Below are 26,000 nucleotides of genomic sequence, written 5' to 3'. Positions count from 1 at the left end.
TTTATTTTTATAATTAATTTTGTGCTGTTAATTCTCCAAAAGTTTGCTGCTCCGAAATCCATTTTTGATATTCTTCTTCAGTTTCAACAACAATTTTCATTTGCATGTTATAATGGGACACGCCACAAATCTTATTACACAGCAAGTAATATTCAAACTCGTAACTTTTTTCATCTGGCCCGAGGTTATCGTTATTTTCACGAATTTCGTTGATATTTCGCACTTTATCAACCATGTAATCACTATTTCGGATTTCTTTAGAAGTTGTTGTAGGTGTAAAGCCAAACTGTGTGGTCATCCCAGGAACAACATTCATTTGCGATCTAAAAAATGGAAAATAAGCAGAATGTAAAACGTCCTGTGATCTAAATTTAAATAACACAGGTCGATCCACAGGTAAATGTAATACCGTAGTTATAATATCATCTTTAGCATAAGGGTCGGTTTCACTGACACCTAATTGATTGATACCTTCTATAAATCTAACATTAGCCTCGCCAAGGGTTCGGTCTTCCCCAGAATATCTAGCTCTCCAAGCAAATTGATAGGCATAGATTTCAACGACAAGCGTCTCATCAGTTTCTTCAACGTTCATAATTTCAGACCAACTAAATAACCCGTAAATAATAAGGGCAGATAGTGTGATGACGGGAATAATGGTCCATATAAACTCGAGTTTATCATTATCAGCATAAAAAATGGCTTTCCTTCCTTTTTGACCTCTGTATTTAAAGGCAAACCAGTGAAGCATGAATTGAGTTATCACCTGAACAAACATAATAAGTGCTACAGATATGAAAAATAATTGATCATAATCTTCAGCATGGTCTGATGCCGCTGGCGCATAAAATTTGCTAAGGCTCCAAAATGAATAAAGCATAAGACCGTAAAAAAATACAATGAAAACTAAAAATAATTTTCCTTGGTTTTCGTTGTCTTTATTGGTGGCAATTTGTGAATCGTCACTTTCAATAGGCTGCGATAATTTAAAGATCTTTGAAATTTGCCAAATCGTAATTCCTAAAAGGGCAGCAACAATTATTATGAGTAATGCGGTCATCTTCTATCTTTCTTTTAATAGGTTTCTAGTAGTGGAAATGTTTGCTTTCTTTAAGGAAAGCACTGTGTTTTACAGTAAGAGGCGCTTTTGCTAAAGCACTAAATACCGTGTAAATGAATATACCTGAAATCAACAAAACAGAGCATATTTCTGTAATACCAATGAACCAAGATTCTCCAACTGTGCCAGGCATGATAAGAACAAAAAAGTTGATATAGTTTCCTACAAGTATAATAATACCTGCAAAAATGACTATCCAATTGACTCTCTTGAAATCAGAATTTATTAAAATCAGCATTGGGAGAAACCAATTCAAAATTAAGGTTCCAAAAAATAAAACGGGATAATCCTCTAACCTTTGGGCGTAGTATGTCACTTCTTCCGGTATGTTAGAATACCAAATCAATAAAAATTGTGAAAACCACAGATAAGCCCAGAATATAGAAAATCCCATCATGAATTTAGCTAAATCGTGAATATGACTGTTATTTACATGCTCTAAGTAGCCTTTACCTTTTAGGTAAATCGTAACCAAAGCTATTGTAGTAACTGCAGAAACCAAAATACTTGCTAAAACAAACCATCCAAATAAAGTACTAAACCAGTGCGTATCAATACTCATAATCCAGTCCCAAGACATCATAGATTCTGTTACAATAAAGAAAACTAGAAACATAGCAGATAACTTAAAGTTACGCTTGTGTAAAGTAAGGCTAAACCCCTCATCGAGTTTTCTAGAATTCTTGATAATCAATTTAGAGAAAATAATCCAACCAGACATATATATGGCAGCTCTTATCAAGAAAAAGGGTGTATTTAAGTAAGCAATTTTATTTTGAATAACTGCATCGTTTGCAACCACTTCAGGGTCCATCCAAATGAATAAATGATTAAGGTGTAAGGTCGATAATACAAGTAGGACATATACAATAATTCCACCAGGAACTAAGTATGAAGCTATCCCTTCCATAACTCTAAATAAGACGGGGGACCATCCTGCTTGTGCAGCATTTTGAAGCGCATAAAATACAAAAACACCTAAGGAGATTAAAAATATAAATAAAGCAGGAACATAAATAGCCGCCCAAGGCTTGTTTTGCAGTTGATGAAACAAATGCTCAGCATGTTCATCTCCATGAGCTGCTTCGCCAACAACACTAGATTCCATAGCCACGCTGTCTCCAAGGTGTGCAGCATCTTCTGCATGAAGCATTTCTTTGACGTCTTCAACAGATGATGGGGCATCGATGAATCCGTAAATTAAACCTATGGCTCCAACAATGATGAGGGCCAAAGAGAATAATTTTAATTTACTTGACATTGTATACATAATATCTCAGCTTGGTATTATAATTATTTTTTTTATTCAGAATCTAGTTCAAGTTCTCTTGATGCCTTTCCTTCCAGATCAGCTTTTAGCTTCATAACGTAATGGTCGACAAGCCAAAGCTCTTTGTTATCCATTTGTGAAGCGTAAGAACCCATGGTATTAATCCCATGCCACATCACGTGATACACACTTCCTTCCGTAATTGCTCTGCCTTGATCATCATAGCTTGGCACACCGAGAATTTTTTCACGTTCTACAAGATAGCCCTTTCCATCTCCTTTATCACCATGACATGTTGCACAATAGATAGTATAAAGCTCTTTTCCTTTAGCTAGATGGTCTTCCGTGTAAGCAACCTCGTTTTTCAACTCAGCTTTAGCCAATGCGTATCCGTCTGAATCGTCTTCATATTCATAAGGTGTAAAACCTCTGGGAATTGTCCCTTCCCCAGGTTTTTTGGCCTCTTGCTCATTTTGGAAGATATCGTAGGATCCATATGTATCATAAGGGATAGATTCATACATATCAGGGAAATACTGATAGTTACGTTCCCTTTTATCTGAACACGAAATGAGTGTCATACAAAAAGCTATAAGTAATATGGTAAATAAACTTTTCATGAACTTATTTATTATCTATTAATTTAATTTCTGAAGCACCATTTTCGTGCAAGACTTCAGCAATAGCTTGAACGTTATTTTCATTGACAGATACCTCCATTAAAAATTTATCATCTGTCGTTCTTACGTCTGGATTTTCGGCTTTTTTGAATGGCCATAACTTACTTCTCAAGTAAAAAGTAATAACCATTAAATGCGCTGCGAAAAACACTGTCATCTCAAACATAATAGGAACGAAAGCTGGCATATTCTGTAAGTAACTAAAACTTGGTTTACCACCAATGTTTTGCGGCCAATCTTCTATCATAATAAAATTCATCATCCAAGTAGATACAGCCAAACCTACCAACCCATATAAAAAAGAGGTTATGGCTAAACGGGTGCCAGGTAATCCCATAGCTTTATCCAAACCATGAACAGGGAATGGACAAAAAACTTCGTTAATGCTATATTTTTTTTCGCGCAGTGCTTTTACCGCTTTCAACAAAATATCATCATCTGTAAAAATCGCATGTAAAAATTTCGATGCCATTATAAGTTAGATTTAGAATTAAACTGTTCCGTGAAATTTGGTAAAGGTTCTTGGTCTGGCTCGTCATAAAGATTTGCATCATCTCCTTTCTCAGCTCTTATTTTTTTATACTTTTCTCCAGAGGTTTTCAAGATGGATTTAACTTCAGCTTGAGCAATCACAGGAAATGTTCTAGCATACAAAAGGAATAACACAAAGAAAAAACCAATTGTTCCTACAAAAATTCCAATCTCTACAAAAGTTGGGGAGAACATAGTCCAAGCTGATGGCATATAATCTCTGTGCAGTGAGGTTACAATAATTACAAAACGCTCAAACCACATCCCTATATTTACGACAATAGAGATAAAGAAAGAAAACATGATACTTCGCCTTAATTTTGGAAACCACATAAATTGAGGGGAAACTACGTTACAAGTCATCATTAACATATAGGCCCACCAATAGGGACCAGTTGCCCTATTAAGGAAAGCATATTGTTCGTATTCCACACCTGAGTACCAGGCCATAAATAACTCGGTAATATAGGCAACACCTACAATAGAACCTGTAATCATGATGACTATATTCATCAATTCTATGTGTTGAATGGTAATATAGTTTTCTAGATTAGAAACTTTTCTCATAATAATAAGAAGAGTATTAACCATTGCAAAACCAGAAAACACAGCCCCAGCAACAAAGTAAGGTGGAAATATAGTGGTGTGCCAACCCGGTATGACCGACGTAGCAAAGTCAAAAGATACAATAGTGTGAACCGAAAGAACCAATGGTGTTGCTAAACCTGCAAGAACCAAAGACACTTCTTCGAATCTCTGCCAGTCTTTTGCTCTTCCACTCCATCCAAAAGATAATATGCCATAAATACGTTTCTGAAAAGGCTTTACAGCTCGATCTCTTATCATAGCAAAATCCGGTAATAGACCTGTCCACCAGAAAACTAAGGATACAGAAAGATAGGTTGAAATAGCAAATACATCCCAAAGAAGAGGAGAGTTAAAGTTAACCCACAAGGATCCAAACTGATTAGGAATAGGAAGAACCCAATACGCTAACCATGGGCGACCCATGTGAATAATTGGAAAAAGACCCGCTTGAATAACGGAGAAAATGGTCATGGCCTCAGCAGATCTGTTAATGGCCATTCTCCATTTTTGTCTGAAGAGTAAAAGAACTGCAGAAATTAATGTTCCAGCATGGCCAATACCTACCCACCAAACAAAATTGGTAATATCCCAGGCCCAACCAATGGTTTTGTTAAGACCCCAAGTACCAATTCCTTCAGATACCGTGTAAACTATACAACCTAAACCCCATAAAAAGGCAATGAGTGCTATGGAGAAAACCACCCACCATGATTTGTTTGCCTTTCCCTCTACAGGTCTTACCACATCAAGTGTGACGTCGTGGTAAGATTTATCCCCTGTAACTAAGGGTTTTCTAATAGGTGATTCGTAATGAGACATAATTTATTATAAATTTATTCCTAGTTAGTTGATTATGCTTCTGTTGTATTTCTGACTTTGGTATGATACATCACATTAGGCTTAGTTCCTAAGTACTCTAAAAGATGATACATTCTATCGTCTTGTGTTTTCTTATAAACTACACTTTCTTTATCATTAATATCTCCAAAAGACATAGCTCCACTATCGCAGGCTGCAGAACATGCAGTATGAAATTCTCCATCTTCAATAACTCTCCCTTCACGTTTAGCATCTAGGATAGTTTTCTGAGTTTTTTGAATACACATAGAACATTTTTCCATCACACCACGTGACCTAACAGTCACATCAGGGTTTAAGACCATACGTCCAAGATCATTATTCATGTGGTAATCGAACTCATCATTTTGATTGTATAAGAACCAGTTGAAACGTCTCACTTTATAAGGACAGTTATTGGCACAGTATCTAGTTCCAACACATCTATTGTAAGTCATGTGGTTTTGACCTTGGCGACCGTGTGCCGAAGCTGCAACAGGACAAACCGTTTCACAGGGAGCATGATTACAATGCTGACACATTACAGGCTGAAAAATCACTTGCACATCTTCTTCTGAGGCAACTTCTAATTCTCCATAAGTATTTATAGCACTAGTTAATCCAGATATATCATTTTTCTTATCGTAATCCTCCAGAATTGTTTCTTCTGAAGAATAGTAGCGGTCAATTCTCAACCAGTGCATATCTCTACTCTTACGTATTTCAGATTTACCAACCACAGGAACATTGTTTTCACTGTGACAAGCTATAACACAAGCTCCACAGCCTGTACAAGAGTTTAAATCTATTGAAAGATTAAAGTGATGCCCAACAGAACGATCAAATTCATCCCAAAGATCGACATCAGGACTAGTAACCTCAACCTCTTTGTGATTCAAAGAAACCTTTGGAACGGCATTCCAATGTTCTCTGTCTTTGGTATTAAAAATTTCTAAGGTCGTTTCTTTTACAATATCTCGCCTACCCATCATCGTATGGTGAAGCTGAACACAAGCAAACTCATGAATACCATCCACCGCTTCGACCGTGACATTTTGATTGACATCAAAGTCATTGTAAAGTGGGAAAGCATTTACACCTACCTGCATTTCTTCTTGGATAGACTCTGTTTTTCCGTAACCTAATGCAATACCAATAGATCCAGGTGCTTGCCCTGGTTGGATAATAACAGGTAATTTTGATATTTTCTTATCCCCTAATGAAACAGTAAGGTAATTACCGTTTAGAGCTCCATTGGCAACATTTGTATTCGTGAGACCTAAGGCTTCAGCATCTACTTTTGACATGGTCACGTAATTGTCCCATGAAGTTCTAGTGATGGGATCTGGCATTTCCTGCAACCAAGGGTTATTGGCTTGACGGCCATCTCCGAGTGAAGTTTTAGTATACAAAGTCAATTCAAATCCTTCAGCATTGTTTTTTGAAACAAGCTTTCTAGCACCTGAAGAAAAATCGACCGTAAATGTTTCTTTAGTTTTAGGAAGCTCCATGTCTATGGAGAAACTGCCATCATGTAAAGATTTATTCCAAGAAAGTCCATCAAAAGTAGACTTGAAATTAGTTTTTACATACTCATAATACTTGCTTGAATTGCCTGTCAATTTCAATAAGCAATCTTCAAATTGTTTAGTATTGAAAAGCGGCTGAATTGTAGGTTGTATTAAACTGAAATCTTTTTTTGTAAATCTCACATCTCCCCAAGACTCTAAGAAATGGGGGGTTGCAGCAATATATTTACAACGAGAAGCCGTTTCGTCTTTCTTCATAGAAAAACCAACTGTTGTGTTGATTTTTCCCAAAGCAGCAACAAATTCATCTGCATTAGGAAGAGAGTAAACTGGGTTAACTCCAGCAATCATCAAAGCACCTACATTACCTGCATTTGCTTCTGAAATTAGGGTTTTAATTTTAGAGTTTTGTCCTTGACGAATAAGTCTTGGGTTTTCTAAATTTAAAACTTCACTACTCAAGGATTCGTTAATCTCTAGAGCCATGGCTTGAGCTTCTAAAGATTCTAATCCCGTTACAAAAATAGACTTGGAAGATTTTGATTTAAGTTGAGTTATCGCGTTATCAACGTGGTTTTGCAGCGCATCACTAAAGTTTGTTGAAGCAACTCTACCAACGATTTGATTATATACCTCTACGACAATTTTCTTCTGTAAAGAGGGTTTAACAGGCACACGCTTATCAGCGTTGGCTCCGGTAAGAGACATGTTTGCTTCAAATTGAATGTGGCGGGACATTATACCGTCTTTAGGGACTCTACTTTTACTATAACCTGGACTAAAACCACCACCTTGCCAGTCTCCTAAGAAATCCGCACCAACAGAAACAATCATTTCAGATTTAGAAAAATCATAATTAGGCAAAGCTCTATAACCGTATTTAGCTTGAAAAGCATCTAAAGCAGCCTCATCAGAAACGGTATCATAAACAATATGAACGACGTTAGGATATTGTTCTTGAAACTCTTTTATGAGCTTGTCTGTTGAAGGAGAGGCAAAAGTTTGCGTTAATAGATAAGTTTTCTTTTCAGCATTAGATTTCAGATCTGCTTCCAAAGATGAAAAGAATTCCGTCCATGTTACATCTCTATTTTCAATCTGAGGATTCTGTATACGTTGGATATCATACAGGTCTAAAACGGAGGCATGAACCCTAGCTCTTCCTGCAGAAAGTCCGTTGGATACAGTATTATTATCAATTTTTATTGGCCGGCCTTCTCTAGTCTTAACAAGAACACTTGCGAAATCAAATCCATCTGCAATGGTTGTAGCATAAAAGTCTGCAACACCAGGGATTATGCGTTCTGGCTGAACAACATAAGGGATAGATTTAACTACAGGACCTTCACAAGCAGCTAAAGAAGCCGCTGCAGTACTAAATCCTACATACTTCAAAAAGTCTCTTCTGGAAGTCTGTGTACCCTCAATATTTTCTTCATCACCCAAAAACTCATCTGAAGGGATATGGTCTGTGAATTCATTTTGTTCAAGCGACTCTACTAATGGACTATTATCCTCTAGCTGTTCGGCACTTTTCCAATATTTCTTTTCTGATGACATATCAAATTCTAATTTTCTATATTATTAATTAATAATGACACTTTCCACATTCCAAACCGCCCATTTCTGCGACAGTTAATTCTTCTACATCATACTTTTTGGAAAGCTCTTCATGTATTTTTTCATAGTACGCATTGCCTTCAACTTTAATGTTGCTTTCTCTGTGACAATTGATACACCAGCCCATAGTTAAAGGAGCATATTGTTTTTGGATCTCGTATGTTTCAACAGGACCATGACAGGTTTGACATTCAATTCCACCAACGGTTACGTGCTGGGAGTGATTAAAGTAAACGAAATCTGGTAAGTTGTGAATACGGACCCACTTGACGGGCTTAGTCTTTCCAGTATAAGACTGTGTAGAGGTATCCCAGCCAGTAGCTTCATATAATTTTTGAATCTCATTATCATAAAATTCTTTTGAATATTCTTCAGTAGCAGTTTCTGGTGCTACTTCAGCTATCTGCTTATGACAATTCATACACACATTTAATGAAGGTATTCCCGAGTGCTTTGAAACTCTAGCGGAAGAGTGACAATACTTACACTCAATTTGATTTTCCCCAGCATGTATTCTATGAGAATAATGTATAGGTTGTATGGGTTCATAACCTTGGTCAACGCCAACTTGCATTAAAAAACTATAACCACCCCAAGCTACTGCTAGAAGCAAGAAAACAATAGACACTAAAACCAAAAACTGATTTTCAGCAAAAGCAACCCAAATAGGCTTACCTTTTGGTTTGTCTGCTTTTATAGGTATTCCATTAGCTACAGCAAAACGGTTTAGAGTTTTATTGACTAGAATAAGTATCACAGATAATATCAAAAGAACTACTGATAAAAGCCCCAACACAATTTCTGTAGAAATCCCAGAACCTCCCTGTCCTTCTGCTCCAGCTGCAACTTGTGCCACTGCAACTACAGGCTCTGGCTTAGGCTCTTCTACATAAGCTAAAATGTTATCTATATCTTGATTGTTCAATTGTGGGAAAGCGTTCATAGCCACTTTATTCCACTCCTCATATAATTGTACTGCTTGAGAATCTCCAGATTTTATTAATTCTTGACTGTTTACAATCCATTTGTACAACCAATCCATATCTCTGCGCTCAGTAACACCATGCAAAGAGGGTCCTACTGCATTTTTATAACGTTTGTGACATGCTCCGCAAAGAGAATTAAACAATTCTTTTCCTTTTACAGGGTCTGCACTAGGAATAATTTCTTCAGTGCTTGCTTCATCAGCATTAGATTCGGCCTCTACTTCATCCTGACCAAATGTTACGAGCGTGAAAAGCAAAAGAAACACCAAGAAGAGATGTTTCAAATTTAATGGGCGTTCCATCGTCTTTTTCATATAATATTTATTAACCTATTTTAATGTGATGCCCATAAACACTAAGGATTGAGCATAAAAAATACCGTCTACAAAAGTAACACTAAATGAGCGTTTCTGGAATACCTAGATATGTTAAATGGCAATTTATAATCTTTCTAAATAAAATATAAAAGCACTTGCTTTCCTATAAAGTGTACATTTGTTTTAAATTATATTTCATGACTAAATATTCATTTGTAAGTGTTTTTTTAATTATTTCATTTTTGACCTTCAATCACTTAGAGGCACAAAATAAGTTAAACTCCTCTGAGTTAATAACGGTTTCAGACCTGTTAAACAAAAAGCATTCCTTAGAATCTAACAATGAATTAAAAAATACATATAAGCTTCAGATATTTTCAGGTTCTCTTGAAAAAGCTAAAGAGACTCAAAATGAATTTGAATATTTAGAATTAAATATCGAATCTAGGATATTATACCAAACCCCTAATTATAAAGTTTGGATTGGTAACTATAGAAATAGAATTCAAGCAGATAGAGCTTTTGAAAAAGTTAAATATAAGTATCCGAATACTCTTATCATAAGACCTGGAAAATAAAACTTGCTAAACCTTAGCTCAATTATTTTTGTCACTATTTATAATTGAAAAGTAAGGAAAACATATAATTCCGACTTAAGAACTATAAGATTTATTTTGATAACAAAAACAGCCATATTAATTTTTGCAAACTCTGCGCGTATTGATGCAGAGCGGAAATGTATTAAAAATGGAAAGGAATTTTTTGATTTTCAACATAGAAACTTACTAAAGCTTGTAAAAGAAAGTAAACTTCCTCACTTCTGGATAGATGAAAATCGGCAGGTTGGCGATGATTTTGAAAATCGCTACTTAAACGCGATTCAACACATTTTTGATAAAGGGTATCAACAAGTCATTTCCATAGGAAACGATACTCCCGGTTTGAAAGTGAAACACATCCTCGAAGCTTCAGAACTTCTCGAACATAACAGCATGTGCTTTGGTCCTTCTAGAGATGGAGGCTTTTACCTTTGGGGAATAAAGAAAGACTCTTTTGAAAAAAACTCTTTTTTGAATTTTAAATGGAATACCAAAGATCTACTTCCTGAAATACTTAGCGAATTAACTTACAATTCTGTCCAATTCGACTGTATCGAAACCCTGATTGATCTAGATTGTAATGAAGATGCTTTTCTTTTACTTAGAAATAAATCTATTGATTTTCAACTGAAATGCATCTTGCTTAAAATAGTAAGGAAATCGAAAAATCCCTCTACCCTTTTTCAATTTATTGCAAAGACTCAACTCAAAAGTCTTTACTACAACAAAGGCTCCCCTCTATCTACCTAACATCCAGCAAGCAACCCTTATTTAAACTCTATAATTACACTTATGAAATATACAACATTTGTATTTTTTTGGGCATGTCTATTTGCAAATGCACAAGAAAACATAAAAGTTAGTTTACTGGATTTAGAAACCAATCTTCCAGTGGAAAATGCAACACTAATTCTAAAAAATTTAGAGCAAGGCATCGATAAACCACTAACTACAAATTTAAATGGCGCAGTAACTTTTAGATCTGTTCCGACCGTCAACGGCTATCAAATTTTATTTGAAGGGAATGAGGCTTTTGAAGCTTCTGAAAGTCAACTCTTCAATCTGCGTTCTAACGAAAGTCCAGCAATTAAACTGTATGCTTATAAAAAATCTAGTAAGGCAGAGAACCTAGAAGAAGTCATCGTCACTAGTAATACCAAACTAAAAATCAATCGTCGTAATGCAGAGGTGTCCTTTGAAATTAACGCCAAAGATATTGAGCAAACTCCGGTAGAAGGTAGAGATATTACAAGGATATTGTTCCGCTTACCCAATGTGACACAAGCAACTGGATTTTTCCCTGAAGCTCCAACGGTGAGCATCAATGGTGCCAACCCTTTATTTACAAATTACACCATTGATGGAATGGATAATAACGAGCGGTTTCTTGGTGGAATGCGTTTCAATATTCCCGCTGGTGCTGTAAAAGATATCACAGTACTTACCAGCAACTATTCTGCTGAGTACGGACTAACGAGCAATGGCGTTATTGATGTCACAACCAAATCGGGAACCAATACGCTTAAAGGAGAAACTTATTTTATCACTCGCCCTGGCCCGAGTGTGGATGCTTCTAGCCAATTTGCTCAACGCGATTTATCTGGAAATCAAGTAAAGGATGGTTTTGCTCGTTACCAAACGGGCCTTGCTATTGGTGGGCCAATTACTAAGGACAAAACCTTTTTCTTTTTTAACTACGAACATACAACTGATATAAAAGACAATTTATTGAATGTCCCAGACCTTGGCGTGAGTGAGACTGTTCGCGGCAATAATGCATTTAATTATTTCACCCTAAAAATCGATCACCTTTGGTCCGATCAGTTTAGAAGTTCGCTTAGGGCAAATGTGGGTAGAATTGAGATTGAAAACCAAGGAGGTGGCCTTGATGGTGGCGTGATCTTTCCCTCTGCAGGAACCGCTCAAGAAAGAAACAGTATCAATCTTGCATTCAAAAACAATTATCAAATTGGAAGTCTCGATGGAGAAACCAACATCCAGTACAGTCGCTTTAGGTGGAATTACTCCAATCCTGTAAATGTTGGACCTCAAGTTACTCTTCGCAATCCTCAACAATTCACCATCGGAGTTTTAGGGAGTTCTGGGTTTGTTTTTGATGAAATTGAAAACACTCTACAGCTGCAGCAAAAATTTAAATATTACTTAAATAACCATACTATTAAAGCTGGTCTTCAATATATTTCTGGAGATCATGAATTGTTTGGAGGCGGTAATCCCGATGGAAATTATTTAGTAGATCTTACTCAAAATCAGATTGATACTATTCGTAATAGCGATCTTGGCGGTGGTTTAAACATCAATGACCTTCCTTCTAATGTAAATGTGGTCAATTATGGTGTGGAACTACGCCCTAATTCATTTGGAACCACACAAAATATTTATAGCTTTTATCTCGAAGACCAATGGCTGGTTAATCCTAAATTGAATTTAGTATACGGATTACGTTATGACTATGATGATTTATCAAAAGGCGGCAGTACATCTGGTGACACAGATAACCTTGCCCCGAGAATTAATTTCAATTATGAAATTGGGGAAAATTCGGTAATTAGAGGAGGGTATGGTATGGCTTACGATAAAATCTCTTATGCGATTCATAGTGATGCTTTACAGCAGAATACGACTTCTGCAGATTATCAATTGCAAATACAAGAACTGATTAATCAAGGTATGTTACCACAAAACACGGATATAAATCGTGTGACTTTTGATGGAAATCTTACAGCCAATCTAAGTGATGTAGACTATTTGCAAGGACCTAGTCCAAGTGATCTGCAAGACCAGCGAGAGTCTGTTTTTTCTAATGAGCGTAGAATCTTAAATCCAAATGGATATGATAATCCATTCAGCCATCAATTTTCTTTAGGGTACCAAACCCAGCTAGAAGATGATAAATTATTTTTTATCGATGTATTTCATAACCGAGGCCACAATCTTTTCCGATTGCGTAATTTAAATGCTGCAGAGGAGTTTCCAATAGATTCAGGCTTCCTACCAAACGATGTTCGCTCACTGGAAGAAGCTGATGCATCTCGACCTATTCCTATCATCAATGGCCAAGGTATCATAGATGGTCAGACTGTTTCTGGTGTCGCTAGAAATGTGGTCATGACAGAATCTAAAGGCCGTTCAGAATACTGGGCAGCTAGTTTTAATCTTCAAAAAACAAGAGGGAACGATAATTACGATTACCGACTTAATTATACCTTATCCAGACTAGAAAACAACACAGAGGACATCAACTTTAGAGCGCAAGATGCCAATAATTATGGAAATGAATGGGGGCCTTCCATCAACGATAGAACCCATAATATAAATGGTATTTTCAATTATTATCCATTCGAAAATTCTGTATTGACTTTGGCAGGACTTCTTCAAAGCGGCCAACCTATAAATAGAATTCCAGATGCAACAATTTTTGGAACTACAGATTTAAATGGTGATGGTTCTGCTTTTGGAGATGCTTATGTAGGTAACAGTGACCGTTCACCCGGTGAATCTAGGAACAACGACCGTTTACCTTGGTCTTTCAATTTTGATATTGGCATACAACATCAATTTTTAGTTGGTGAGACGCATCGCTTAGAAGTAAGAGCTGATATTTTTAATGTGTTCAACATTGAAAATCTTAGTGGTTACAGTAACAATGCAACGCAAAGTAACCAAATACAAGCGGGACCAGCATCCTCTGGAAGATTCGCACAAAGAAATGCAGGACCACCTAGACAATTTCAATTTGGGGTTAGGTATCTGTTTTAAACAAAAATTATAAAAGACTAATTGTAAAATAATGAAGAATCTACTCATGCTATTTGCTTTTAGCCTGTTGTTCATCTCATGCCAAACCTCTTCGGAAAGAAAACCGCTTATTCTGGATGACTACACATGGGAAGATATTCAAGCAGGAGGACAAGCTCAGGAAGTGACAATGATGATGTGGAAAGGCGATCCAAAAATCAATGTCTACATGCAGGACTATATAAAACCTAAATTGCTCAAAAAGCACAATATCAATTTGACTATTGTAGATGGGCAGGGTAATTATATTGTACAAATGCTAATGGCAGAACTACAAGCAGATGCAAGCACTAGTGAAATTGATCTGATGTGGATTAATGGAGAAACCTTTTATCAACTTCGCCAGATCGATGCCTTGTTTGGACCTTGGACGAGTAAGCTTCCCAATGCTGATAAAATCAACTTTGAAAATCCTTTTATTGGTAAAGATTTCCAGCAAACTATTGATGGTTACGAAATGCCTTGGGGGAATGTACAAATGACGCTTATCTATAATCAAGATAAAATTCAACAGCCGCCACAAACTAGATCAGAACTCTTAAGCTTTGTGAAAAAGTATCCTGGGAAATTTACATGGGATAATCACTTTACTGGGCTAACGTTTATGAAGGCATTATTGATGGATATTGCTGGAGGGGCCGACGTATTAAAAGGCGAATTCAATGAAAACTTATATGCGAAATACAGTGACGAATTATGGGTATACCTCAACCGATTAAAACCCTATTTATGGCGTCAAGGAGAAGTCTTTCCTGAAAATGTTGCCCAGATGCATCAATTGTTTGCCAATGGCGAATTGTTATTTACCATGAGCAATAATGATGCTGAAGTAGATAATAAAGTAGAAGAAGGTTTATTTCAGAAAAGCTCAAGAGCCTATGTCCCTGAATTTGGAACCATTCAAAATTCTCATTACTTAGGAATCAGCAAGCTTTCACAGAAAAAGCTTACCACTATGGTAGTGGTTAATGAATTAATTTCAGAAGAAAATCAGCTTGAGAAAATGAAACCAAGTGTGTGGGGGGATGGAACCGTTTTACAAGTCTCAAAACTGGATTCTGTTTTTCAAAAGAAATTTAATTCTATTGCTCAACGCCATTATGCTCCACCAAGAAAGGATATTCAACAGAAAGCTTTACCAGAATTAGCACCAGAATATATGATCCGCTTAGCAGAAGACTTCAAGAAAAACCTTATTGACTAGAAAACTATGTTCAGCATTAAACAAATAACACCTTGGAAAACAGCCTTATTCATCTTGATGCTGCTTCCTATGTTATTGGGTTTAGGGTATGGTTTACTGTATAGCTTTGGGGTAATTGGCTTACTCAATACTGGTTTTACGACAGAGCATTGGAGCGATGTTCTTTTAAATTTTAGCTTTTGGAAAAGCCTTTTATTCAGCTTTGGTATTGGGCTTATAAGTGTAGGTATAAGCCTAGTAATAGCACTTTGGATGGTCGTCAACTGGCATCACGATCTTAGGAAAGGAAAATTAAGCACTTTAATTTATTTGCCATTGGCCTTCCCTGCGACGGTAGTTGGCTTTTTCATTTTTCAAAGTTTTTCTAAAGCAGGATTCTGGTCTAGATTCCTCTACCAGATAGGTATCATTTCAAAAATTGAAGATTTCCCAAGTTTAGTCAATGATGCGTATGGAATAGGGATTATTCTTGCTTCCAGCTTTATCATCACCCCCTTTTTAAGCCTAATTTTAAAAGGGATTTTTGAAAATGAACATGTGACTAAATTTCAACAAATCGCAAAAAGTTTGGGAGCGAGTCAACGTCAGGTTTTAATAAAAGTAACCCTACCTATCTTACTTCAAAAGGCAAAGACGAGTCTGCTTTTATTTTTAATTTTCGTAATCGGTAGTTATGAGATTCCATTGTTGTTGGGACGCCAAAACCCTAAAATGATAACCGTAGCTATTGTAGATAAAGCCCAACGCTTCAATCTAAACGATATTCCAGAAGCTTATGCTATGGCCATTCTCTATGTCTTGTTCTTGCTCTTTCTCTTCTTTGGATTTCAAAGATTAGCAAAGCTAAAAACGAAAGCTTATGCGTAAACATATCGGTCAGAGCATAGTGGGCTTTATCATTTTATTTCCCATTGTATTCCTTTTAATTTTATCGTTTGGCAAACAATGGTTCTATCCGCATATCCTGCCCAATATATGGCAAACGTCGCAATGGGAATCTCTTTTTAGCCCGAGTTTTCAACTTACAAAAAGTTTAGGATTGTCATTGCTTTTGTCAATTTCAGTAGGTTTAGTTTCGACAGTGACTGCCTTTTACTTTTCCAAAAAAATAGCCTATTCTTATAACAAAACGACTTGGCTGTCTTTAGCTTATGTGCCTTATCTGCTCTCTCCCATTATTTTTGCAGTGCTTATCCATTTTTACTTTTTAAAGACAGGACTCTCAGGCTCACTTTTAGGGGTTATTATCGCCCAATTTTTGATCTGTTTCCCCTTTGGGATTATTATTTGTTCGACCTTTTGGACTTCCCAAATTCAGTCTTTAGAAAATTTGAGTTTCACTTTAGGGGGATCGACTACTCAGACTTTAAAACGTGTCCTCTTGCCTTTAGCTAAATCGACACTTCTACTCTGCTTTTTTCAATGCTTTTTAATCTCTTGGTTCGAATATGGCCTTACGCATTTCATAGGAGCAGGAAAAGTAAAAACACTTACCGTGAGCGTTTTTGCTTATGTAAATGAAGCAAATCCCTTCTTGGCAGCCTTAGCTGGGTTTTTATTGATTTTACCTTCTATTTTACTTTTGTTAGTGAACAAAAGACTTATTTTCAAAACTTCTAAAAAGCTTGCTGATTATGAGTGAATTCTTGAACATAGACGATTTATCAAAAACATTCGAAGGTCAACCGATTTTGAATGGCATTCATTTGAGTTTAGAATCCAATACTGTCTTGAGTATTCTCGGTAAATCTGGAAGTGGAAAAACCACCCTATTAAAAATAATTGCCGGCCTAGAAGTTGCAGACCAAGGACGAATTTCCCTAGAAGGAAAACCGGTAATGACAATGAAACCTCAAAAGAGAAATATCGTATATCTATATCAAGAAGCCTTACTGTTTCCACATTTAACTATTTTTGAAAACATTGCCTTTGGTTTACGGCTTCAGAAAAAGGATCAAGCTGAAATTGAAGAAAGGGTCATACAAATGTTAGGAACAATTGGATTAGACCATATGAAATACAAATCCCCAAACCAGTTATCTGGGGGTGAAAAACAAAGAGTAGCTTTTGGAAGAGCCATAATTGTGGAGCCTAAATTATTGCTTTTGGACGAACCTTTTGGAGCTTTGGATGTAGAAACAAGACACAGTATGCAACAGCTCTTTAAAGACTTGGCAAAACAACTGTCTATTTCTGCCTTGTTTGTGACTCACGATTTGAAGGAGGCTATTATAATGGGAGATGACATTGGCAAAATTGAAAATGGAAATTATAAAGCTTACACCTCTAAAAAAGAGTTTTATGAGGATGCTAAATCTGGAGTAACAGATGAAATTGATTTTTGGAGCAATCTACAACGTGGTGAGTTTTCCAAATTATAAAATAGAAGCTATGGAAAAGAAAAAAGTATGGATAGATACCGATCTTTCAGTAGGAATGAAAAACTATGAAGGCGAAGGCTATAGTGATGTTGATGATGGCTATGCTATTTTGCAACTTTTTAAAGCCGAAAACATAGAGATCACCGGTTTAAGCGCTGTTTTTGGCAATACTAAAATTCAAGATGCCTACAGGCTTTCTCAAAATATGGTTGATGAATTTGCACCTTATACCATTCCTGTTTTTAAGGGGGCAGAAGCTAAACTAAATCTTGATAACGCGGAGACCAATGAAGCCGTAGAAGCGCTTTCTGAAGGCTTAAAAAAAACCCCTTTGCATATACTCGCTATAGGACCGGCAACAAATATCAGTACACTACTCTTGCTATATCCAGAATTAAAATCACGCATAAAAGAAGTAGTGCTTGTCGCTGGGAGACGGAAGCCAACCTCTTATTTTAAAATTGGAAAAACTGAGATGGGACATGCGCCTGATCTTAATTTTGATCTGGATAACGATGCCTTTAGAGTCTTATTTGAAAGCGGAGTGAAGGTCGTTCTCTGTCCATTTGAAATCTCAAATAAAGTATGGATCACTGAAAAGGATTTAAACCATTTAAAAAATAGTGATCCAGCAAGTGAATGGCTTTCCAAAGCCTCCAAGCCTTGGTTGCAACAATGGTTAGATAGTGGTGAAAAGGGTTTTAACCCATTTGATGTGTTGGCAAGTCATTACCTGATGGAACCCGACGATATAATAAAAGAAGAGCTAAAAGCACATCTGGAAATTCACCCGAATGACATGTTACTAAACACGCCTAAACGCCATTTTAAACACTATCTTATTTGTGATCAAAGTGAAGGTTTTTCGGTGACCTATTGCCATGATGTCATTGAGAATTATCATCAAAAATTGATGGAAAGCCTTTTAAAATAAACTGAAAAAGAAAGAATTTGAAAATAATAGAGCAGCTAACAGCAGACAAAACTTACCTTGAAAGATACCTTAAAGGTCAGGGTTGGTTACCGCTGAATGAAAAGATAACAGCAATAGAAATACCGGGGGCAGGAAATATGAATTTCATAATTCGAGTAAAAACTCAAGAGCGTAGTCTTATCATAAAACAAAGCCGAGAGTTTGTAGAGAAGTACCCCCAAATAGAGGCTCCTGCTGAACGTGCCCTTCGAGAGGCCGAATTTTATCAACTTATTTCTGAAGAAGAAAGTATAAAAAAGAAGATGCCAAGACTGATTGGTGTCGATAAAAAAAACCATGTCTTAAATCTTGAAGATTTAGGACATGGGGCTGATTATACATTTTTATATCAAAAGAATATGCAGTTGGACGTCGCTGAACTTGAGGAAATAATAACTTTTGCAGCAAGGCTTCACCAAACCATCAACACCGATACAAGTGAAGCTTTGCTCCCTAACAGAGAGATGCGCAAACTCAATCATGAACATATATTTATTTATCCATACCTCAGTGACAATGGACTAGATCTAGAGGACATCCTCCCCGGTTTACAGGAAGTTGGACTCCCTTTTAAAGAGGATGTATTTTTAAAACAGGCTGTAAAAAAATTAGGCGATCGGTATTTAGAAGATGGAAAAACTTTACTTCATGGAGATTATTTCCCTGGGAGTTGGTTAAAGACTGAAGATGGTATTAAAATTATAGATCCAGAATTCTGCTTTTTTGGAGATGTTGAATTTGAAATAGGAGTCACACTCGCTCATCTAAAGATGGCGAATCAACCTAATGCTTTGGTTGAAAAAGCACTTAAAATTTATAAGGATTTATCACCTATCGATGATCAACTTTGCAAGAAATTCATGGCAATAGAAATCTTAAGACGCATTCTTGGATTAGCACAATTACCATTGAATCTTGATCTTGAAGAGAGAAAGGCTTTATTGAATGAAGCACGGGCGATTCTGGTAACAAAGGGATGAATTCACTTCAAACAAATCAATTTATAACCAGCAACAAAAAAATTATAAAAATCAACTCATGGGGTAATACTCATGTAAAACACAGCAAGAGGGATATCTTATAAGAACTGATTTAAAGATTTAGACAAAAAAACAAAGAGGTGAATTACAAAGTTTTTATTTTATGTAGCGTATTGGGAGGGGTTCCATTTTTTGGGATTTCTCAAAATTCTATAAGGGAAGCTATAGACAAGTATAATTCTAACACAGTTGAGTATATATCTGTGGAGGAATTAGCCGCCTTAATAGAGGGGAATAAAGAAGTGAAACTCTTAGATGCCAGAGAAGCTCCAGAATATGAAATAAGCCATCTACAGGATGCGATTTTTGTAGGCTACGGCAATTTTGAAATGACCTCTATTCAAGATAAAATTCAGCCCCAAGACACCCTTGTGGTATACTGCTCTATAGGCGTCCGGTCCGAACAAATTGGTGAAAAGTTAAAAAAAGAAGGTTACGTAAATGTCTATAACCTTTACGGGGGGATGTTCGAATGGTTCAATAAGGGTTATAAGATCTATGACCGCAGAAATGATAGCACTCAGAAAATTCATGCCTACGATAGGTTTTGGGGTAAGTTTCTAGAACATGGACAAAAGGTATATTAATGGATAAATTAGTCATCGTTTTTGCGAAGAATCCAGAACTCGGCAAATGTAAAACTCGCCTAGCTGTGAGTATTGGCGATAAGAATACTTTAGCTGTTTACAAAGCATTAATTCAATATACCGCTAAAATCCTAAGCAAGCTTAAAGAAGATTGTGTTGTCTTTTATTCAGAAGACATTCAAACTGATGATTTATGGGACGACGCGAATTTTCAAAAGCAAGTTCAGTCTCAAGGCCACTTGGGTAAAAAGATGCAAGCTGCCTTTGAGTGGGGATTTCATAAAGGCTATAAACAAGTGTGCATTGTAGGAAGCGATTTATTTGAACTTGAGGTTTCCGATATTCATGATGCTTTTCAAGCTTTAGAAACCCATGATTTAGTCTTTGGTCCAGCTGAAGACGGCGGGTATTATTTAATGGGCATGTCTGCTTTTCACCCTGATGCTTTTAAGGATAAAGCATGGAGCACAGAACTTGTTTTAAAAGAAACCTTACAAGATCTAAAGGGCAAATCTTTTCACCTTCTCAAAGAAAAAAACGACATTGATACGGTTGATGATTTAAAAAAATATAAAAAATTTCATCACTTCATTCCCAATAAGTTTTTGAATTAAAAAAATACAATAATGAAAGATAGATTAGAGAAAACAGTAAATTACCTTAAGGACAAAGGCTTCGAATCTCCACAAGTAGGAATCATCTTAGGCACAGGCTTAGGTAAACTTGTTGAACACATAGATATAGAAATCGAAATCAGTTATAACCATATCCCGCATTTTCCTACTGCTACAGTAGAATTTCACCAAGGTAAATTCATTTACGGGACGCTAAGCGGGAAAAAAGTAGTCGTGATGCAAGGCCGCTTTCATTTTTATGAGGGCTACTCTTTACAGGATATCACGTATCCCGTCCGCATCATGAAAGAATTAGGAATCGAAAAACTATTGGTTTCCAATGCTGCTGGCGCGATCAACAAAACCTTAAAGAAGGGAGAGTTGATGCTGATCGATGACCATATTAACCTTCAAGGAGGATCTCCATTAGCCTTTAAAGGTGTTTCTAAGCTAGGTGAACGCTTCGTAGACATGTCAGCTCCTTATGATAAAGATATGAATACAAGCTTTCTAAAAGCAGCTAAAACTTTAGGGATCACCTTATATGAAGGCGTATATGCTTCTGTAGTAGGACCTCAGCTAGAAACCCGAGCAGAATATAGGTACCTTGGTCTCATTGGAGCAGATGCCGTGGGCATGAGCACGGTCCCCGAAGTTATTGTGGCTAACCACTTAAAGCTTCCTGTTTCGGCTATTTCTGTCTTGACAGACGAGTGTGACCCCGATCATTTACACCCCTTCAACGTGGAAGAGATCATCGCTGTGGCCAATACAGCAGAGCCAAAACTGGTTAAGCTTTTTAAGAGTTTAATCGAAACCTTATAGTGAGTTTATAGACTTGTCAAAAGAAAAAAGACCTGTGAGGTTTTAAAAACCTCACAGGTCTTGAGTAAAATTAATTATTATTAAACTACAAAGGCGAATACAATTCTATTTCTCTCATAATTCCGTGAGGAGATATTTTAAACGACAAAGATTGATAACTGTACCTTAAAATAAATGACTTTTCACCTTCATTTATTTTAGTACAAAAATTAACGTTATTAAAATGCTCTTTTAAATCATCAACAGTGCCTCCAACTTGAACTCCATTAACTTTAAGCATTTCTCTTTTTTTTTATTTTAAAAGAGAACATACGCTTAAGACCATTTTAATCTCCTTGACTATCTATAACTCCAGTAAAATGAATATAGCTATTCCATAATAGTACCAAGGATAACCAAATTCTTCTGTGTCTTTTTCTCCACTTTAAGTAAGTTGACTATTATTATTTAAACGTGTGACTTCTATAAATTTTTCATGCGTATAATCTGTTCTATTGATATCCCATCCGTTTAGTTTAATAGTGATCTCAGATGCTTTATATGAGCATATATCCTGTCCTGTCAAATTATTTATTGAAAAAAATAAAAGGATAAGAAATGTAGATGTTTTAAGTATAATTTTCATTTTTAGGCAAAAATCAGGTAGTAAATATCACTGATGTTCATATTATCATCTAAGTCGATCACAATAGGACAACAACTTCCATTGTTTTTAATAAATAGGATAGACTTAGAGCCATCTCTCCTAGTGTTAAAACTAATATTATTACCCAGTACATCAATAGAGTCGCCAATTTCTAAATGGTGTCCCAAAATGGTCACTTCAGTGGTTTCTAATCTATCTATTTCAATAGGTTCACTTGGTCCTCCAAGATCAAAAGAAATCATCAACCCACTATTAAAATAAAATATCCGTTGCGGCTCTCCTATTTCACTTCCAAATTCGTCTATTGTAAATAAATCTTCCCCATTACTTCTAGCTCCTGTAAATAGTTGTTCCATTTGTTGAACATTTCCATCAGTAGCTTTGATGGCTTCAAAAGACACCCCTTGAAATTCTACGTTAGCATATTCAGCAGCAGTTAAACTATGGTAGCCTTCTTGAGCTTTACAGTTTATAATTGATATAAGTACAATCATTAGATACATTACTTTTTTCATAATTCTATATTTTATTAATTGCAATTATAAAAATTATTGTTTTCATTTCTTCGTTAATTTGAAGGGCTTAAATAAAATAATAACAGAGAAGGCTAGAAAAAACCCCCTCTGTTATTATAAAATTCAAAATAAACTCTATTTTGTTCTGGTCAATATCATCTCTGTGGGAACTGAAAAGCCTTGTATGTCATTATTAGGGTTATAGGATTCTCTTAATTTGAAATAGGCTTTATTTTTTTGTATCAATTTAAATTCAATTACTCCAAACTTTTCATAGGTATAATCCCAAAACCTAAATCTTAAAGTGCCTTTATCTAGGTTTTCCATGGTATCATTTTCAGCGCTTGTTAAAATGGAAGTATTGATGCTTTCAACATCACATTCTTTACCAAAGCAATATTGTGCTTTCAACCTATCAATATAAACGCCTTGAACAGGTGTCTTTTTTCTGAAAATTTTGAACTTGAAAACACTACCACTAGTAGTATGTTCCCAATAACCTAAATATTTATTTAACAAAGTAGCATCAGTTTTATAATAGGTTCCTTTTACCATGTCAATATTATTCATCCCCTTTTTTAAAGTTACTTCCTGTGCTGTTATATAACCTGTACTTAAGGATAGTGCTAGTATAAAAATTATAGTTTTCATATATATTTATTTTATTAATTACAATCTACATCTACTGTTTGTCTTCCTTGTGCTTTTATTTTTTGCCAGTCGCTATAATCAGAGTTGCCTTTTAATAAGCTTAATCCTGAATTTTCTAAAGCAATTGTCATTATGATTCCCGTCTCCTCGCAAAGTAGGGACTGGATCATCGGCTGGAGGATTATCTGGAAAATCAGATGAACCACAACCGTCACCCGGCTCGAGAACTTCTGGAACATCTGGATTAGAGCTTGGTGGGATTGGGATGATTACCTCATAAAGCTCTCAACAAATATTGCAATGTAAAAAACCACCTCAAATGAAAAGGCTGAGGTGGTTTTGGTTTATATATTAGTTTTGCTTGGTCATTATTACGGCCTCTTCTTCACTGGTGGGTAAGATATGTAGATCTCCCTCTGGACAACCGTAAGGTAAAATTTCTACAGAAGGATTACCCAGAGCTTAAACGAATTCTCATCTATCTTATCCATCTTGACCCATCCCATCTGGTTGCAATCTGCCTGCTCACCTTGATAGCCGGATTTATACAAGGTATAATCATAATCTACGAAATGCATACCTACTATATGTGATCTCAACATAGGATCTATATGTAACGTATTTATCAATACTTCCCCCGTATTTGTTGTAATCTTATATTTGGTAATTATAATATCAATATAAAGTTGTGTTTCTCCATTTACCTTCAGTGTAAAAAGCCTGGAATACGCATTTTGTAAAATACTGGTCACAGGATAGGCCGTGATTTCTGCATAGGTGTGGTTTGATAAGCTAAGTTAGCTCTAAATAGCCAACTTCTATTATTTTTTGATTGATGACACTGTATTTAATGTAAATGAAATGATTACATTTTTCACATGGAGCTATAATGTAAGCTTTTATCCCTTGCGGGTAATTTCCACCACTATTTTCAACCAAGTTTAAAGGACTTAAAACCGAAATGTTATCACCCACAGAAAAGTTCATACTATTTATACTAATAGTCATTGATGAGTCAGTAATTTCAAAACCGCCTAAAGTAGCATTCCCTCCATAAAGAGTTGAAAAACCTATTTCGAATCCCTGATTATAAAAATATGAATAAGATTCACCAGAAACCGTACTTATTTGCTTTTCGTCTGGAACACCAAATAAATTTACAATTTGGGATTCTTCTCCGTAGGTGTCTTTAATTTGACTTAGGCTATGCCCGTTTAGTTGAATTGACTCAAATTCAACCTCGCTCAAGACGTTAACATCTGGTTGAGCAAAGACAGTAGTTGTTATTAAAAGTATATATATATATTTCATTTTATGTTTTTTTAAGTTAATCACAATCATCAGTTACATTTCCGTTGTCATCAATTTCTGTTTCAAAATAAATTCTTGGATCTATTAAATTGAAATTATTATCAAAATTCCAGCTCGAACCACCATCATGAAGTCTGGTTTCTACGTGAACGTGAGAATCTGTATAACCACCGCTTATTGCACCTGCTAAATTTCCTGATTTACCTTGATAGCCTATAATCTGCCCAGCCGTCACATGATTTAATGGGTTTGTTGACGCTTCAATCCTATTATTTTCTTGTAAATGAAAATAGGTTGTAATTATAGGTTCGCCATTTGGTAATGTGCTTTGAAGCTGAACCATATATCCTGATTTGTAATGATAGGGTGTGTTATAAACAAGGCCATCAAACATAGCAAAAATAGGTGCGCCATAAGGGTTTTTTAAATCTATACCATTGTGTTGCTTGTTTCTGACACCATTACCATCAAACATAGCATAAACTGGTGCACCATATGGATTCAAAATATCTGTACCGCCATGGTCCTTACCTTGTTGACTGTTCTCACAAACTCCGCCAATCCTTGTACAACCATATCTTCCTCCTTCCAATCCAGATACTTTTTGTTCTGCAATTCTAGGATTTCTTATCGGGTCTCCAGCACAAGGCACTTCCACACACTCTCCACTACTATCTCTTGTATATCCTTCTGGACAGTAGCCTTCTACGCAAAACATGCCTAAACTATCTGGTACTTGTCCTAGAGGACATTCTAAAGTAAGAGGATCCTCATCCTCGTTTATTAGTTTATTAGTTTATTACAAAAAGAAAAAGAGTACTGCAAATTGTTAAAAATTAAAGGTAAAATAACCAAGACTGACTAAAATCATCATTAATTACAACAAAGCGCTTGGTTGAACCCATTCTTGGCCTATAAAATTCAGGTTTATAATTCCAAAATACATAAAAGAAATTTGAAGTTTTGTAAAAATAAATGGTTTCTTCATCTCTTAGTTTTTGGTCTATTTCATTGTATTTTTTATGTTCAGATATAAAAGATTTAAGTGCTTTACATTCTTTTAGATTTGAAACAACTTGAATTTGACTTTTATTTTCATTTAAAGTCCCAGATTTTTGACGGTATTTACTATCGTGTACCTCTAAAAATAACTCAATTTTCAATATTCCGTGAGGAAATTCTGGTGGACACTGATTTTGTAATTCTTGTCCATTGGTTGTTAGATAAATTAATGTTATTAAACTAAAAAGTAAAGCTTTCATAAGTTTTGTTGAAAATTAATACATGCTTTCTCCAAAAAAAATACAGATTGTACTTCGAAGATTGTATAATTTTATTCTTCCAAAATAATTTCCAA

Annotated in this window: 28 protein-coding genes; 12 read left to right on the top strand and 16 right to left on the bottom strand. The window is 35.8% G+C overall.

Features of this window, described 5'->3' with window-relative positions:
• Positions 1-13: 13 nt before the first annotated feature.
• From CXF67_RS16630 to CXF67_RS16600, 7 genes are read right to left on the bottom strand one after another with little or no spacing between them, the layout of a single operon-like run.
• The gene (locus CXF67_RS16630; protein WP_102089770.1) at positions 14-1,060 is read right to left on the bottom strand and encodes a cytochrome c oxidase subunit II; all 1,047 of its coding nucleotides are present in this window, start codon (positions 1,058-1,060) and stop codon (positions 14-16) included.
• Positions 1,061-1,085: 25 nt separating this feature from the next.
• Positions 1,086-2,390, bottom strand: a complete 1,305-nt coding sequence (locus CXF67_RS16625; RefSeq protein ID WP_102089769.1) for a quinol:cytochrome C oxidoreductase — start codon at positions 2,388-2,390, stop codon at positions 1,086-1,088.
• 32 nt (positions 2,391-2,422) lie between these two features.
• The gene (locus CXF67_RS16620; RefSeq protein ID WP_102089768.1) at positions 2,423-3,010 is read right to left on the bottom strand and encodes a c-type cytochrome; all 588 of its coding nucleotides are present in this window, start codon (positions 3,008-3,010) and stop codon (positions 2,423-2,425) included.
• 4 nt (positions 3,011-3,014) lie between these two features.
• On the bottom strand, positions 3,015-3,542 hold the full coding sequence (locus CXF67_RS16615; protein ID WP_102089767.1) for a DUF3341 domain-containing protein: 528 nt from the start codon (positions 3,540-3,542) through the stop codon (positions 3,015-3,017).
• Positions 3,542-5,008 carry an NrfD/PsrC family molybdoenzyme membrane anchor subunit gene (gene nrfD / locus CXF67_RS16610; RefSeq protein ID WP_102089766.1) on the bottom strand — a complete coding sequence of 489 codons (1,467 nt, stop codon included), beginning with the start codon at positions 5,006-5,008 and terminating at the stop codon, positions 3,542-3,544. The genes CXF67_RS16615 and nrfD overlap by 1 nt, the downstream gene beginning before the upstream one ends.
• Before the next feature lie 32 nt (positions 5,009-5,040).
• Positions 5,041-8,115 carry a TAT-variant-translocated molybdopterin oxidoreductase gene (locus CXF67_RS16605; protein ID WP_102089765.1) on the bottom strand — a complete coding sequence of 1,025 codons (3,075 nt, stop codon included), beginning with the start codon at positions 8,113-8,115 and terminating at the stop codon, positions 5,041-5,043.
• 28 nt (positions 8,116-8,143) lie between these two features.
• Complete coding sequence (locus tag CXF67_RS16600) at positions 8,144-9,475, bottom strand: c-type cytochrome (RefSeq protein ID WP_102089764.1); 1,332 nt, start codon at positions 9,473-9,475, stop codon at positions 8,144-8,146.
• A 200-nt stretch (positions 9,476-9,675) separates the two neighbouring features.
• On the opposite strand from CXF67_RS16600, the gene CXF67_RS16595 reads away from it, so the two are divergent.
• The 12 genes from CXF67_RS16595 to CXF67_RS16540 all read left to right on the top strand — a co-directional run bounded on the left by CXF67_RS16595 (position 9,676) and on the right by CXF67_RS16540 (position 21,520).
• Positions 9,676-10,056: a hypothetical protein gene (locus CXF67_RS16595; RefSeq protein WP_102089763.1), complete on the top strand. Its 381-nt coding sequence runs from the start codon at positions 9,676-9,678 to the stop codon at positions 10,054-10,056.
• 96 nt (positions 10,057-10,152) lie between these two features.
• Entirely contained in the window at positions 10,153-10,827 is a 675-nt protein-coding gene (locus CXF67_RS16590) for a DUF2064 domain-containing protein (protein WP_102089762.1), read from the top strand.
• Positions 10,828-10,869: 42 nt separating this feature from the next.
• On the top strand, positions 10,870-13,857 hold the full coding sequence (locus tag CXF67_RS16585) for a TonB-dependent receptor domain-containing protein (protein WP_102089761.1): 2,988 nt from the start codon (positions 10,870-10,872) through the stop codon (positions 13,855-13,857).
• A gap of 31 nt (positions 13,858-13,888) precedes the next feature.
• On the top strand, positions 13,889-15,100 hold the full coding sequence (locus CXF67_RS16580) for an ABC transporter substrate-binding protein (protein WP_102089760.1): 1,212 nt from the start codon (positions 13,889-13,891) through the stop codon (positions 15,098-15,100).
• Between the two features lie 6 nt (positions 15,101-15,106).
• Complete coding sequence (locus tag CXF67_RS16575; protein WP_102089759.1) at positions 15,107-15,967, top strand: ABC transporter permease subunit; 861 nt, start codon at positions 15,107-15,109, stop codon at positions 15,965-15,967.
• The gene (locus CXF67_RS16570) at positions 15,960-16,742 is read left to right on the top strand and encodes an ABC transporter permease (protein ID WP_102089758.1); all 783 of its coding nucleotides are present in this window, start codon (positions 15,960-15,962) and stop codon (positions 16,740-16,742) included. Before CXF67_RS16575 ends, CXF67_RS16570 begins: the two co-directional genes overlap by 8 nt.
• The gene (locus CXF67_RS16565) at positions 16,735-17,481 is read left to right on the top strand and encodes an ABC transporter ATP-binding protein (RefSeq protein WP_102089757.1); all 747 of its coding nucleotides are present in this window, start codon (positions 16,735-16,737) and stop codon (positions 17,479-17,481) included. Before CXF67_RS16570 ends, CXF67_RS16565 begins: the two co-directional genes overlap by 8 nt.
• Entirely contained in the window at positions 17,429-18,415 is a 987-nt protein-coding gene (locus CXF67_RS16560) for a nucleoside hydrolase (protein ID WP_257984731.1), read from the top strand. Before CXF67_RS16565 ends, CXF67_RS16560 begins: the two co-directional genes overlap by 53 nt.
• Positions 18,416-18,432: 17 nt before the next feature.
• A complete protein-coding gene (locus tag CXF67_RS16555; RefSeq protein ID WP_102089756.1) occupies positions 18,433-19,434 on the top strand; it encodes a phosphotransferase in 1,002 nt (333 codons plus the stop codon).
• A gap of 140 nt (positions 19,435-19,574) precedes the next feature.
• Positions 19,575-20,081, top strand: a complete 507-nt coding sequence (locus tag CXF67_RS16550; RefSeq protein ID WP_102089755.1) for a rhodanese-like domain-containing protein — start codon at positions 19,575-19,577, stop codon at positions 20,079-20,081.
• On the top strand, positions 20,081-20,695 hold the full coding sequence (locus CXF67_RS16545) for a TIGR04282 family arsenosugar biosynthesis glycosyltransferase (protein WP_102089754.1): 615 nt from the start codon (positions 20,081-20,083) through the stop codon (positions 20,693-20,695). The genes CXF67_RS16550 and CXF67_RS16545 overlap by 1 nt, the downstream gene beginning before the upstream one ends.
• Before the next feature lie 12 nt (positions 20,696-20,707).
• Positions 20,708-21,520: a purine-nucleoside phosphorylase gene (locus tag CXF67_RS16540; protein WP_102089753.1), complete on the top strand. Its 813-nt coding sequence runs from the start codon at positions 20,708-20,710 to the stop codon at positions 21,518-21,520.
• 85 nt (positions 21,521-21,605) lie between these two features.
• Here CXF67_RS16540 and CXF67_RS16535 read toward each other — a convergent pair whose 3' ends face one another.
• The 9 genes from CXF67_RS16535 to CXF67_RS16500 all read right to left on the bottom strand — a co-directional run bounded on the left by CXF67_RS16535 (position 21,606) and on the right by CXF67_RS16500 (position 25,905).
• Entirely contained in the window at positions 21,606-21,800 is a 195-nt protein-coding gene (locus tag CXF67_RS16535) for a hypothetical protein (protein ID WP_102089752.1), read from the bottom strand.
• Between the two features lie 144 nt (positions 21,801-21,944).
• On the bottom strand, positions 21,945-22,145 hold the full coding sequence (locus CXF67_RS16530) for a hypothetical protein (RefSeq protein WP_102089751.1): 201 nt from the start codon (positions 22,143-22,145) through the stop codon (positions 21,945-21,947).
• A gap of 2 nt (positions 22,146-22,147) precedes the next feature.
• Complete coding sequence (locus tag CXF67_RS16525; RefSeq protein ID WP_102089750.1) at positions 22,148-22,681, bottom strand: hypothetical protein; 534 nt, start codon at positions 22,679-22,681, stop codon at positions 22,148-22,150.
• A gap of 135 nt (positions 22,682-22,816) precedes the next feature.
• Positions 22,817-23,332, bottom strand: a complete 516-nt coding sequence (locus tag CXF67_RS16520; RefSeq protein ID WP_102089749.1) for a DUF6705 family protein — start codon at positions 23,330-23,332, stop codon at positions 22,817-22,819.
• A 14-nt stretch (positions 23,333-23,346) separates the two neighbouring features.
• Complete coding sequence (locus tag CXF67_RS18380; RefSeq protein WP_180958003.1) at positions 23,347-23,502, bottom strand: hypothetical protein; 156 nt, start codon at positions 23,500-23,502, stop codon at positions 23,347-23,349.
• A 270-nt stretch (positions 23,503-23,772) separates the two neighbouring features.
• Positions 23,773-24,084, bottom strand: a complete 312-nt coding sequence (locus CXF67_RS16515; protein ID WP_102089748.1) for a hypothetical protein — start codon at positions 24,082-24,084, stop codon at positions 23,773-23,775.
• A gap of 40 nt (positions 24,085-24,124) precedes the next feature.
• On the bottom strand, positions 24,125-24,643 hold the full coding sequence (locus tag CXF67_RS16510; RefSeq protein ID WP_145990495.1) for a hypothetical protein: 519 nt from the start codon (positions 24,641-24,643) through the stop codon (positions 24,125-24,127).
• Between the two features lie 16 nt (positions 24,644-24,659).
• Positions 24,660-25,361 carry a peptidoglycan DD-metalloendopeptidase family protein gene (locus CXF67_RS16505; protein WP_102089746.1) on the bottom strand — a complete coding sequence of 234 codons (702 nt, stop codon included), beginning with the start codon at positions 25,359-25,361 and terminating at the stop codon, positions 24,660-24,662.
• 118 nt (positions 25,362-25,479) lie between these two features.
• Positions 25,480-25,905: a hypothetical protein gene (locus tag CXF67_RS16500; protein ID WP_102089745.1), complete on the bottom strand. Its 426-nt coding sequence runs from the start codon at positions 25,903-25,905 to the stop codon at positions 25,480-25,482.
• Positions 25,906-26,000: the final 95 nt, after the last annotated feature.

Source organism: Psychroflexus sp. MES1-P1E (assembly GCF_002836055.1).
GTDB lineage: Bacteria > Bacteroidota > Bacteroidia > Flavobacteriales > Flavobacteriaceae > Psychroflexus.
The sequence above is the reverse complement of the archived record's forward strand: the minus strand, read 5'-3'. Positions and strand labels throughout refer to the sequence as shown.

Bases quoted from the DNA above. Each gene is read 5' to 3' on its own strand.
- nrfD (WP_102089766.1), bottom strand. From the start codon at position 5,008: ATGTCTCATTACGAATCACCTATTAGAAAACCCTTAGTTACAGGGGAT.
- CXF67_RS16620 (WP_102089768.1), bottom strand. From the start codon at position 3,010: ATGAAAAGTTTATTTACCATATTACTTATAGCTTTTTGTATGACACTC.
- CXF67_RS16565 (WP_102089757.1), top strand. From the start codon at position 16,735: ATGAGTGAATTCTTGAACATAGACGATTTATCAAAAACATTCGAAGGT.
- CXF67_RS16625 (WP_102089769.1), bottom strand. From the start codon at position 2,390: ATGTATACAATGTCAAGTAAATTAAAATTATTCTCTTTGGCCCTCATC.
- CXF67_RS16545 (WP_102089754.1), top strand. From the start codon at position 20,081: ATGGATAAATTAGTCATCGTTTTTGCGAAGAATCCAGAACTCGGCAAA.
- CXF67_RS16535 (WP_102089752.1), bottom strand. From the start codon at position 21,800: ATGCTTAAAGTTAATGGAGTTCAAGTTGGAGGCACTGTTGATGATTTA.
- CXF67_RS16530 (WP_102089751.1), bottom strand. From the start codon at position 22,145: ATGAAAATTATACTTAAAACATCTACATTTCTTATCCTTTTATTTTTT.
- CXF67_RS16520 (WP_102089749.1), bottom strand. From the start codon at position 23,332: ATGAAAACTATAATTTTTATACTAGCACTATCCTTAAGTACAGGTTAT.
- CXF67_RS16580 (WP_102089760.1), top strand. From the start codon at position 13,889: ATGAAGAATCTACTCATGCTATTTGCTTTTAGCCTGTTGTTCATCTCA.
- CXF67_RS18380 (WP_180958003.1), bottom strand. From the start codon at position 23,502: ATGATCCAGTCCCTACTTTGCGAGGAGACGGGAATCATAATGACAATT.
- CXF67_RS16500 (WP_102089745.1), bottom strand. From the start codon at position 25,905: ATGAAAGCTTTACTTTTTAGTTTAATAACATTAATTTATCTAACAACC.
- CXF67_RS16560 (WP_257984731.1), top strand. From the start codon at position 17,429: ATGAAATTGATTTTTGGAGCAATCTACAACGTGGTGAGTTTTCCAAAT.
- CXF67_RS16605 (WP_102089765.1), bottom strand. From the start codon at position 8,115: ATGTCATCAGAAAAGAAATATTGGAAAAGTGCCGAACAGCTAGAGGAT.
- CXF67_RS16575 (WP_102089759.1), top strand. From the start codon at position 15,107: ATGTTCAGCATTAAACAAATAACACCTTGGAAAACAGCCTTATTCATC.
- CXF67_RS16525 (WP_102089750.1), bottom strand. From the start codon at position 22,681: ATGAAAAAAGTAATGTATCTAATGATTGTACTTATATCAATTATAAAC.
- CXF67_RS16510 (WP_145990495.1), bottom strand. From the start codon at position 24,643: ATGAAATATATATATATACTTTTAATAACAACTACTGTCTTTGCTCAA.
- CXF67_RS16615 (WP_102089767.1), bottom strand. From the start codon at position 3,542: ATGGCATCGAAATTTTTACATGCGATTTTTACAGATGATGATATTTTG.
- CXF67_RS16600 (WP_102089764.1), bottom strand. From the start codon at position 9,475: ATGAAAAAGACGATGGAACGCCCATTAAATTTGAAACATCTCTTCTTG.
- CXF67_RS16540 (WP_102089753.1), top strand. From the start codon at position 20,708: ATGAAAGATAGATTAGAGAAAACAGTAAATTACCTTAAGGACAAAGGC.
- CXF67_RS16630 (WP_102089770.1), bottom strand. From the start codon at position 1,060: ATGACCGCATTACTCATAATAATTGTTGCTGCCCTTTTAGGAATTACG.
- CXF67_RS16585 (WP_102089761.1), top strand. From the start codon at position 10,870: ATGAAATATACAACATTTGTATTTTTTTGGGCATGTCTATTTGCAAAT.
- CXF67_RS16505 (WP_102089746.1), bottom strand. From the start codon at position 25,361: ATGTTTTGCGTAGAAGGCTACTGTCCAGAAGGATATACAAGAGATAGT.
- CXF67_RS16595 (WP_102089763.1), top strand. From the start codon at position 9,676: ATGACTAAATATTCATTTGTAAGTGTTTTTTTAATTATTTCATTTTTG.
- CXF67_RS16570 (WP_102089758.1), top strand. From the start codon at position 15,960: ATGCGTAAACATATCGGTCAGAGCATAGTGGGCTTTATCATTTTATTT.